This is a genomic window from Acidovorax sp. A1169 (assembly GCF_030704685.1).
In the GTDB taxonomy this organism is placed as follows: domain Bacteria; phylum Pseudomonadota; class Gammaproteobacteria; order Burkholderiales; family Burkholderiaceae_C; genus Acidovorax.
On record NZ_JAUZDX010000046.1, the window covers coordinates 1 to 10,283 of the forward strand.

Below are 10,283 nucleotides of genomic sequence, written 5' to 3' on the forward strand. Positions count from 1 at the left end.
AATAGGTAACAAAAGGGAGGCAAGGCCTCCCTTTTGCGTAACAGGCACGATGCATGCAATGGAAATCAGAACTTTCCTGCATGCACGCGAGTCAGTTCCTGCAATGAAACGCACCGCCCTTTTGCTTTCCCTGGTCCTGGCCCTGGCGGTCAGCGCTGGCTGTTCCACTCTGGACGCCAAGCAGCGCGAGTGGATCTTCCAGCCCAGCAACCGCAGCTGGGGCGGCACGGGGGTGACCGAAGGCATGCAGGACGTGTGGATCGCCTTCGAGTCGCGCGCCACGGCCAAGGCCGAGCGCCTGCACGGGCTGTGGATGCCCGCCGAGCGGGCGGATGCACCGGTGCTGCTGTACCTGCATGGTGCGCGCTGGAACGTGGCGGGCTCATCGCCCCGCATCCGGCGCATGCACGCACTGGGCTTTTCGGTGCTGGCCATCGACTACCGGGGGTTTGGCCAGAGCAGCGCGGGCCTGCCCTCGGAGGCCATGGCCGCCGAAGATGCACGCGCCGCCTGGGACTGGCTGGGCGAGCGCCACCCTGCTGCAGCGCGTTACATCTTCGGCCACTCGCTGGGCGGCGCCATCGCCATCGACCTGGCCCGCGAGGTGCGGGATGAAAAGGGCGTGATGGTGGAAGGCACCTTCACCAGCATCCCCGAGGTGTTCAGCACCTTCAAGTGGGGCTGGTTGCCGGTGTCGGCCCTGATCACCCAGCGCTTCGAATCGGTGCGCAAGGTGCCCCAGATCGGCTCCCCCCTGCTGGTGGTGCACGGCAGCCGTGACAGCCTGATCGCCCCGGCGCTCGGGCGCAAGCTGTACGAGGCCGCGCAGGAGCCCAAGCGCTTCGTGCTGGTGGAAGGCGGCTCACACCACAACACCAACGACGTGGGCATGGACCTCTACCGCGAGGCCCTGGTCTCGCTGTTCCGGCTCACGCCCCCAGGCTACGAGGGCGATCCCGCACCCATCGTGGGCCTCAACGCCGAACGGCCTGCGCCAGCGCCGACCACGCCTTGAGCGTGAGCGCCTGCGTGGCCGCAGCGCTGGCCACCGGGTGCGAGGAGAGCTTGACAATCACCATTTCGGCCGCCGGGTTCACATGCACCATTTGCCCATGGATGCCTGAGGCTTCGTAGGCGCCATCGGCGTTGTGCAGCACCCACCACTGGTTGCGGTAGCTGTAGCCGGGCCGCGCGGTCTGGATGCCGCGGAACTGGAACTTGGTGCGATCGCCACCCTTGGCCGTGTCGTCGATCACGGCCTTGTCGAAGATCTTCTGGCCGTTGAAGCTACCGCCCTGGCGCAGCATTTCGCCAAAGCGCGCCAGGTCGCGCGCCGTGGCGTTCAGGCCCGCGCCCTGCAGCGGCGTGCCCACGCTGTCCACCATGACATGGGCGTCCTCTTCCATGCCCAGCTTCTGCCAGATGTTCTCGCCCATCAGCTCTGCCCAGTGCCTGCCCGTGGCGCGCGAGACAATCCAGCCCAGCACCTCGGAGTGCACCGTGCGGTAGACGAAACCTTCGCCGTGCTCGCCCTCCTTTTTAAGCGTCTTGAGAAAGTCGTAGATGTTGGTCGCACCCTGGTAGCCCGGCGGCCGCGGCAGCATGCCGGCGGACCAGCTGTAGCCGAAGATCTCGGTCGTCGGGTCGGTGTAGACCTCGCGAAAGCGCACGGCCCCGGTCATGTCCATGACCTCGCGCACCTTCATGTCGCCCCAGGCCGAATCGGCCAGCTCGGGTACGTACTTGGTGACCAGTGCCTCGGGGTCGATCTTGCCCTCGTGCGCCAGCTGCGCCGCCATCAGCCCGGTGAAGGACTTGGTGACCGAGAACAGCAGGTGCGGTGTCCAGGGCTTCATCTGGTTGTCGTAGCGCTCGAACACCACCTTGCCCTTGTGCAGCACGACGATGGCGTCGGTGTAGGTGCGCGTGAGCCACTGGTCCACGGTGATGGGCTGGCCCTTGTCGTCGTCGAATGCGAACGCGCCCAGCGGGCGCGGATCGGCGGGCAGGGGAGATGCGGGGGCCGCGCCCCGGCGGATATTGCGCGTGGGCTGCAGCTCGCGCAGGTGCTGCAGGGCCCAGCGCATTTGCGGGTACTTGTAGGAGTTGCTCAGGTCCACACGCTGCGCGCCCTCGGGCGGGAAGGTGACCATGTAGCCCAGCTTGTCGAGCGAGACCGACTCGGGTGCCGGCAGGGCCGGTGCAGCGGGAGCAGCCGCAGGCGAAGCCGGCGCCGCAGCGGGTGCCTGTGCGTGGGCGGCGGCCAGGGCCGCCCCCAGCACCACAACCAGCGCTGCACGTGCCAGGGTGCTCAGGGGGTTGCGAAATGGGGAGGGGGTCAAGGGGTGATTGCTGCGGCGCATGCGCTTGTCTCCTGTTGTTGTGATGAGTGCCTGGCGTCCAGTGCCGCGATGCACTGTAGGGCGCGCATTGGCCCGGCAATGTCGTGCAAGCGACGCGAAAGCCCCGTGTGCGGGTTTGTCCCGACCCATCTGGTACGCTCAGACAGATATGTCTGCCCCCTTCGCCACCGCCGGCCACCCGGCCGCGCCCGCTGCCATTTCCCCGGCCCTGGCCATCCTGATACTGGCTCTGCTGCTGAGCATCCAGCCCGTCACCACCGACCTGTACCTGCCGGCGCTGCCAGCCCTCACGCGCAGCCTGGGTGCTCCCGTGTCTGCGGCCCAGCTCACGCTCAGCGGCCTGCTGCTGGCCTTCGGCTGCTCGCAGCTGGTCTGGGGCCCCCTGTCGGACCGCTTCGGCCGCCGGCCCATCCTGCTGGCGGGCCTGGCCATCTACACCGTGGCATCCATTGGCAGCGCGCTGGCCCCCAGCATGTCGCTGCTGATCCTGTGGCGCATCGCCCAGGGGGCGGCCATGGGCTCGGTGGTGATGTGTGCGCGCGCCATCGTGCGCGACCTGTACACTCCGCTGGAGGGTGCGCGCGCCATGTCCAAGGCGCTCACCGGCCTGGGTTTCGTGGCCTGCATCTGCGCGCCGCTGGGTGGCCTGCTGGCCGAGTGGCTGGGCTGGCGGGCCTCGCTCTCGGCCCTCACGGTGTATGCCGTGGCCACGCTGGCCCTGGTGGCCCTGCGCCTGCCCGAGACCCTGGTGCACCGCAACCCGCGCGCCCTGCAGCCCAAGACCCTGGTGGCCACCTGGCTGCAGGTGCTGCGCCACCCGACCTTCTGGGCCTTTTCGCTGCAGACCACGGCCACCTATGGCGGCCTGTTCACCTTTCTCGCGTCATCGTCCTTCGTGTTCATCGACGTGCTCGGCCTGTCGCGCACGCAGTACGGTGGTGCCATGGCATCGGCCTGCGTGGCCTACTTTGCGGGCACCTTTCTGTGCCGGGGGCTGTTGGCACGCTTCGGACTCAAGCGCTCCGTGGCCATTGCGGGCGGCCTGAGCCTGGCAGGCGGCACGCTGATGGGGCTGGTCGCCTTCATGGGCTGGCACCAGCCCTGGGCGCTGCTGCTGCCGTTCTACCTGTTCATGCTGGCCCATGGCATCCACCAGCCCTGTGGGCAGAGCGGCGCCGTGGGGCCGTTCCCCCAGGCGGCCGGCGTTGCCTCGGCGCTCAACGGCTTCATGATGATGCTGGCAGCCTTCGCCATCGGCGGCTGGCTGGGCCTGCGCCTGGATGGCACGGTGTGGCCGCTGGTCAATGGCATCTGGTTCTGGTCGGTGGTGCTGGCCGTGATCTCGTGGACGCTGGTGCAGAAATTCGGAGATCCCGGTGAGCGCGCCTGACCACCTTCCGGCCATCGCGCTGGCCGGCCCCACGGCCTCGGGCAAGACCGCTGGTGCCCTGGCGCTGGCAGCCGTGCTGGCGCCGCGCATGCCGGTGGAGATCATCAGCGTGGACTCGGCCCTGGTCTACCGCGGCATGGACATCGGCACCGCCAAGCCCAGCAGCGACGAACTGGCCGCCGTACCACACCACCTGATCGACATCCGCGATCCGCTGCATTCTTACAGCGCGGCCGAGTTCGTGCAGGACGCCACCCGGCTCATTGCCGAGATCCGCGCGCGCGGCGCGCTGCCGCTGCTGGTGGGCGGCACCATGCTGTACTTCAAGGCGCTGTTCGACGGCATCGACGACATGCCCGCCGCCGACCCCGCCGTGCGCGAACGCATCGAGGCCCAGGCCGCAGCGCAGGGCTGGCCCGCGCTGCATGCCGAGCTTGCGCGCGTGGACCCAGTCACCGCCGCGCGCCTGGCCCCGGCCGACAGCCAGCGCATCCAGCGCGCGCTGGAGGTATGGCATGTCTCGGGCCGGCCGCTGTCGAGCTTTCACTCGGCCAAGGACCGCGCCCCGAGCACAGTGGCGGCCAGCACCGCCCTGTTCAGCCTGGAGCCCGATGACCGCGCCTGGCTGCATGCGCGCATCGCCCAGCGCTTCGATGCCATGCTGGCGGCCGGCTTTCTGGACGAGGTGAAGGCCCTGCACGCACGCGGCGACCTGCACCCGGACCTGCCCTCCATGCGCTGCGTAGGCTACCGCCAGGCCTGGGAAAGCCTCTACGGCCACTTCCCCATGGACAGCCTGCGCGAGCGCGGCATTGCCGCCACGCGCCAGTTGGCCAAGCGCCAGATCACCTGGCTGCGCAGCATGCCCGCGCGCCATGCCATCGCCTGCGACCAGCCCGATGCCACGGCTGCGCTGGTACAGGCCGTGCTGGCACGGCTGGATGCCGCCGCGCCATGACGGCCACCCTCACCGTCAGCGGCCTGGGCAAGCACTATGGCGAGGCCACGGTGTTTTCCGGTGTCGACTTTGCAGTGCAACCCGGTGAGTTCGTGGCCATCGTGGGTGACTCGGGGGTGGGCAAGTCCACCCTGCTCAACTGCCTGGCGGGCCTGGATACCTGGGACACAGGGCGCATCACGCACGGCAGCACCGACCTGGGCACGCTCGACGACACGGCACGGGCCCTGTGGCGGCGTGCACACGTGGGCTTCGTGTTCCAGGCCTTCCACGTGCTGCCGCACCTGGACGTGGCGCAGAACGTGGCCCTGCCTTTGATGCTGCTGGGCCAGAACGATGCCGCGCGCGTGCAGCACATGCTGGCGGCGGTGGGCCTGGCCGAGCTGGGCGCGCGCCTGCCGCAGCAGCTCAGCGGCGGCCAATTGCAGCGCGTGGCCATTGCCCGAGCCCTGGTGCACCGCCCGGCACTGCTGCTGGCCGACGAACCCACGGGCAACCTGGACCCCACCACCGCCGCGCTGGTGATGGACCTGCTGCTCGCGCAGACGCGCGAACACGGCGCATCGCTGGTGCTGGTGACGCATTCGGACGCGGCCGCCGCGCGGGCCGACCGGGTGCTGCGGCTGCGCAGCGACGGCATCGGCGCAGGCTGACTGCGCCAGGCCCGCCCGCCATGCTCGCCCTGCTGCGCACCTTCTCCTGGCAGGACCTGCGCCACCACCCCTGGCGCAGCCTGGCGGCTGTGGTCGCGGTGATGCTGGGTGTGGCGCTGGCCTTTGCGGTGCACGTGATCAATGCCTCGGCGCTGGACGAGTTCTCGCAGGCGGTGCGCGCCGTCAACGGCCAGCCCGATCTGGAGTTGCGCGCCATGCAGGGCAGCCTGGACGAGGCCCTGTACGGGCGCCTGGCCACGCACCCGCAGGTGGCCCGGGCCAGCCCGGTTCTGGAGCTGTCGGCCGTGGCAGCACCCAACGGGGCTTCGGGTGCGCAGGCCGCGCGCGTACCGCTGCGCGTGCTGGGGGCCGATGCGTTGCTGCTGCCCGCCGTGGCACCAGCCCTGATGCCGCGCCCCTGGGCCCAGGCAGACCGCTTCGCAATGTTCTCGCCCGCCACGGTGTTCCTCAATGCTTCGGCGCTGCAGGCGCTGGGGCTGTCCACCGCACCGACCGACGCGGGGGCGCCGCTGCCGCAGATCACCCTGCACACGGGCCTGCAGCGCCTGGCGGTGCGTGTGGCAGGCACCGTGGGCGCAGGCGGTGCGCCGCTGGCGGTGATGGATATCGGTGCCGCGCAAGACCTGTTCGGCCGTGCCGGGCAATTGACGCGGATCGACCTGCAGCTGCAGGCGGGCACCGACCGCCAGGCATTCATGCAGAGCCTGCGAGCCCTGCCCGGCTGGCCCGCGCAGGCCGTACTGGCCGAGCCGGGCGATGCGGCGCAGCGCATCAGCAACCTGTCGCGCGCCTACCGCGTCAACCTCACGGTGCTGGCGCTGGTGGCGTTGTTCACGGGGGCCTTCCTGGTGTTCTCGGTGCTGGCGCTCAGCGTGGCACAGCGCGGCCCGCAGTTCGCGCTGCTGGCCGTGCTGGGTGCCACGCCGCGCCAGCGCCTGGCCCTGGTGCTGGCCGAATCGGCGGTGCTGGGCGTGGTGGGCAGCGTGGCCGGCATCGCGCTGGGCACGGGCCTGGCCGCCGCGGCGCTGCGCCTGCTGGGCGGGGACCTGGGCGGCGGCTATTTCGCGGGCGTGCAGCCGGCACTGCAGTGGAGCGCACCGGCTGCGGCCATCTATGGCGCGCTGGGCCTTGCCGCAGCACTGGCCGGTGGCTGGTGGCCCGCGCGCGCGGCGCAGACCCTGCCGCCCGCGCAGACCCTCAAGGGCCTGGGCAGTGCCACCACCAGGGCCGACCGGGGCACCGTGGGCCTGGTCCTGGTGGCGGCCGGCGTGGCGCTGTCGTTCGCGCCGCCCTTGGCCGGCATTCCGTTGGCCGCCTATGGCGCGATTGCCCTGCTGCTGGTGGGCGGCATCGCATTGCTGCCGCGCGGCATGGCGGCGCTGCTGGCACGCCTGCAGCCGCTGGCCGCGCAACAAGCCCTGCCCCTGCTGGCACTGGAGCGCGCGCGCCGCATGCGCGGCAGCGCCGCCATTGCCGTGGGCGGTGTGGTGGCCAGCCTGAGCCTGGCCGTGGCGCTCACGGTGATGGTGTCGAGCTTTCGAGGCTCGGTCGCGCAGTGGCTCGATGGGGTGCTGCCCTCGCCGCTGTACGTGCGCTCGGCCCTGGGCGGTGCGGGCAGCGAGGCCGCCCTGCTGCCCGCCGGCCTTGCCGAAGCCGTGGCGCAGCTGCCGGACATCGAGCGCGTGCAGCCGCTGCGTGCCAGCCCGTTGCAGCTCGACCCCTCGCGCCCTGCGCTCATGCTCATCAGCCGGCCGCTGGGCGCCGACCCGGCGCGCCAGCTGCCGCTGGTGGGCACGGCCCTGCCGGTGCCCGCCGGCAGCATCGGCATCTACATCAGCGAAGCCGTGGTGGACCTCTATGGCCTGGCGCCGGGCATGCAGTGGGATGCCCTGTCGAGGGCCTTCAGCACTAAGGTGGATGCGCCGCGCTTCTTCATCGCCGGGGTTTGGCGCGACTATGCACGCCAGTCGGGCGCGGTGGCGCTGGACCGGGCCGACTACCTGCTTCTCACGGGCGACGCGCGCACCAGCGACCTGGCGCTATGGCCGCGCGAAGGCGCCGACCAGGCCGCGCTGCAGCAGGCCATCCGCGACCTGGCGGCGGCCCGTGGCGCGGGCGAGCTGCCCCTGGAGTTCATGTCCGCCAGCGCGATCCGCGAGCGCTCGCTGCACATCTTCGACCGCAGCTTTGCCGTCACCTACTGGCTGCAGGCGGTGGCCATCGGCATCGGCCTGTTCGGCGTGGCAGCGAGCTTCAGCGCGCAGGTGCTGGCGCGGCGCAAGGAGTTCGGCCTGCTGGCGCACCTGGGCCTCACACGCCGCCAGATTCTGGCCGTGGTGGCCGCCGAAGGCGCGGCCTGGACCGGGGTGGGCGCAGTCGCCGGCGTGCTGCTGGGCCTGGCTGTGTCGGTGGTGCTGGTGCACGTGGTCAATCCTCAGAGCTTTCACTGGACCATGGACCTGAGCATTCCGGGCTGGCGCCTTGCGGCGCTGTGCGCGGCCGTGGTGGTGTCGGGCACGGTGACCGCCTGGCTGGCCGGGCGGGCCGCTGCGGGGCGCGATGCGGTGATGGCCGTCAAGGAAGACTGGTAAGAAGCTGTGTGGACAGCGGGCACTGCGAGACAATCCCCCCATGACCGCTGCCCACAAGCCCCTCCCACCCGTGCATGCCAGCGCTTGGCTGCACAACGCCATTGCCCGCATCGAAGCCGACTACCAGCGCAGTGCCGACACGCACCTGATCCCGCTGCGCATGCCCGCGTATGGCGCGCATGGCATCGACCTGTACCTCAAGGACGAGTCCACCCACCCCACGGGCAGCCTGAAGCACCGGCTGGCGCGCTCGCTGTTCCTGTACGCGCTGTGCAATGGCTGGATCAGCGAGGGCTCGACCGTGGTCGAGTCGTCGAGCGGCTCCACCGCGGTGAGCGAGGCCTATTTTGCGCGCCTGCTGGGCCTGCCCTTCGTGGCCGTGATGCCGCGCACCACCTCGCCCGAGAAGATCGCGCAGATCGAGTTTCACGGGGGCCGCTGCCACCTGGTGGAAAGCGCCGGCCAGGTGTACGAGGAGGCCCGCGCCATTGCCGAGCAGACGGGCGGCCACTACATGGACCAGTTCACGTACGCCGAGCGCGCCACCGACTGGCGCGGCAACAACAACATTGCCGAGAGCATGTTCACCCAGATGGCGCGCGAGCCCCACCCCGTGCCGCGCTGGATCGTGGTGGGTGCGGGCACGGGCGGCACCAGCGCCACCATCGGCCGCTACCTGCGCTACCAGCAGCATGCCACCGAGGTCTGCGTGGCCGACCCTGCGGGGTCGGTGTTCAGCGCCTACCACCGCACGGGCGATGCCACGCTGACGGCAGCCGGTTCGCGCATCGAGGGCATCGGCCGCCCGCGTGTGGAGCCAAGCTTCATCCGCACCCTGGTGGACCGCATGCAGGAAGTGCCTGACGTGGAATCGGTGGCCGCCATGCAGGCGCTGTCGCAGCTGCTCGGACGCCGCGTGGGTCCCTCGACGGGTACCAATTTCATTGCCATGCTGACCCTGGCCAGCGAGATGCGCGAGCGTGGTGAGCAGGGCTCCATCCTCTCGCTGCTGTGCGATGCAGGCGAGCGCTATTTGCCCACGTACTTCGACGCCGATTGGGTGGCCCGTAGTTTCGGCGACTGCACCGAGGCACAGCGCAAGGTACAGGCGCTGATGGACTGAGGCAGGCCGTATGCCGCCATACCCAATGCTCTTTGGCATACTTCCAGCACCCTCTCGCCGCAAGGCACTGGTGTTGGGCCTGGCCGGTGCCCTCGGTAGCGCGTGGAGCGGCCACACCCAGGCACTGCCTGCCCGCACCCTGGCCTTCCCCCGCGACCACGGCAGCCACCCCGAGCAGCGCACCGAATGGTGGTACATCACCGGCCATGCGCAGGCGGGCGGCCGCGAATGGGGCTTCCAGGTCACGTTCTTCCGCTCGCGCGTGGACGCCGCACAAGGCATCCAGTCGGCCTTTGCCGCAAAGCACCTGTTGTTCGCGCATGCCGCCCTCACCGATCTGAAGGGCCAGCGCCTGCACCACGACCAGCGCATCGCCCGCGCAGGCTTCGGCGTGGCCCAGGCGAGTGAATCCGACACAGCCATCCGACTGCAGGACTGGAGCCTGGTGCGCAGCGACCTGCCGGGTGGCGGGGTCAGCCGCTATGCCGCCCGCATCCAGGGCGAGCACTTCGGCCTGCAGCTGCAATTCGACGCCACCCAGCCCGTGCTGCTGCAGGGCCGCGAAGGCCTCTCGCGCAAGGGGCCCGAGAGCGCCCAGGCCAGCTACTACTACAGCCAGCCACAACTGGCCGTGGGTGGCGCCATCGTGCTCGATGGCAAGCGCATGGTCATCGACCCAGGAAGTGGCCGCGCCTGGATGGACCATGAGTGGAGCGAGGCGCTGCTGCACCCCGAGGCGCAGGGGTGGGACTGGATCGGGATGAACCTGCTCGATGGCAGTGCGCTCACGGCGTTCCGGCTGCGGCGCGCGGATGGTTCTGCACTTTGGGCTGGTGGGTCGCTTCGTGCCCCGGGGCAGGCGGCCCGGGTGTTCGATGCGGCCGAGGTGGTGTTCACCCCCGAACGGTGGTGGACGAGCCCTGTGAGCGGGGCGCGCTATCCGGTGCAGTGGCGGGTGCAGACGCCTGTGGGGGTGTTTGTGGTGCGCAGTCTGCTGGACAACCAGGAGCTCGATAGCAGTGCGTCTACGGGGGCTATCTACTGGGAGGGGTTGTCGGAGTTGGTGCGGGATGGGCGGGTGGTGGGGAAGGGGTATTTGGAGATGACGGGGTATGCGAAGGCGTTGAAGTTGTAGTCGGTGCTTGGTGCTTGCAGCGTGCCTTTGTTGAGGGCGGAGGCCGGGA

The 10,283-nt window shown here is 70.1% G+C and carries 8 protein-coding genes; 7 read left to right on the forward strand and 1 reads right to left on the reverse strand.

The genetic code is table 11. From position 1 onward, the window contains the following. The first annotated feature begins 103 nt into the window (after positions 1-103). Positions 104-1,015, forward strand: a complete 912-nt coding sequence (locus QYL93_RS31490; protein ID WP_305747371.1) for an alpha/beta hydrolase — start codon at positions 104-106, stop codon at positions 1,013-1,015. Here QYL93_RS31490 and QYL93_RS31495 read toward each other — a convergent pair. After that, positions 975-2,363: a serine hydrolase gene (locus tag QYL93_RS31495; protein WP_305747372.1), complete on the reverse strand. Its 1,389-nt coding sequence runs from the start codon at positions 2,361-2,363 to the stop codon at positions 975-977. The genes QYL93_RS31490 and QYL93_RS31495 overlap by 41 nt on opposite strands. A 148-nt stretch (positions 2,364-2,511) precedes the next feature. On the opposite strand from QYL93_RS31495, the gene QYL93_RS31500 reads away from it, so the two are divergent. The 6 genes from QYL93_RS31500 to QYL93_RS31525 are packed head-to-tail and all read left to right on the forward strand — an operon-like array spanning position 2,512 to position 10,234. Continuing rightward, complete coding sequence (locus QYL93_RS31500; protein WP_305747373.1) at positions 2,512-3,753, forward strand: multidrug effflux MFS transporter; 1,242 nt, start codon at positions 2,512-2,514, stop codon at positions 3,751-3,753. After that, positions 3,740-4,711 (forward strand): tRNA (adenosine(37)-N6)-dimethylallyltransferase MiaA, encoded by a 972-nt coding sequence (gene miaA / locus QYL93_RS31505; protein ID WP_305747374.1) that lies wholly within the window; start codon positions 3,740-3,742, stop codon positions 4,709-4,711. The genes QYL93_RS31500 and miaA overlap by 14 nt, the downstream gene beginning before the upstream one ends. After that, the gene (locus QYL93_RS31510) at positions 4,708-5,364 is read left to right on the forward strand and encodes an ABC transporter ATP-binding protein (RefSeq protein ID WP_305747375.1); all 657 of its coding nucleotides are present in this window, start codon (positions 4,708-4,710) and stop codon (positions 5,362-5,364) included. Before miaA ends, QYL93_RS31510 begins: the two co-directional genes overlap by 4 nt. Before the next feature lie 20 nt (positions 5,365-5,384). After that, on the forward strand, positions 5,385-7,976 hold the full coding sequence (locus QYL93_RS31515) for an FtsX-like permease family protein (protein ID WP_305747376.1): 2,592 nt from the start codon (positions 5,385-5,387) through the stop codon (positions 7,974-7,976). Between the two features lie 40 nt (positions 7,977-8,016). Continuing rightward, positions 8,017-9,099, forward strand: coding sequence for a PLP-dependent cysteine synthase family protein (locus QYL93_RS31520; RefSeq protein ID WP_305747377.1), 1,083 nt, complete (start codon positions 8,017-8,019; stop codon positions 9,097-9,099). 25 nt (positions 9,100-9,124) lie between these two features. After that, positions 9,125-10,234: a carotenoid 1,2-hydratase gene (locus tag QYL93_RS31525; protein WP_305747378.1), complete on the forward strand. Its 1,110-nt coding sequence runs from the start codon at positions 9,125-9,127 to the stop codon at positions 10,232-10,234. The last annotated feature ends 49 nt before the right edge of the window (positions 10,235-10,283 follow it).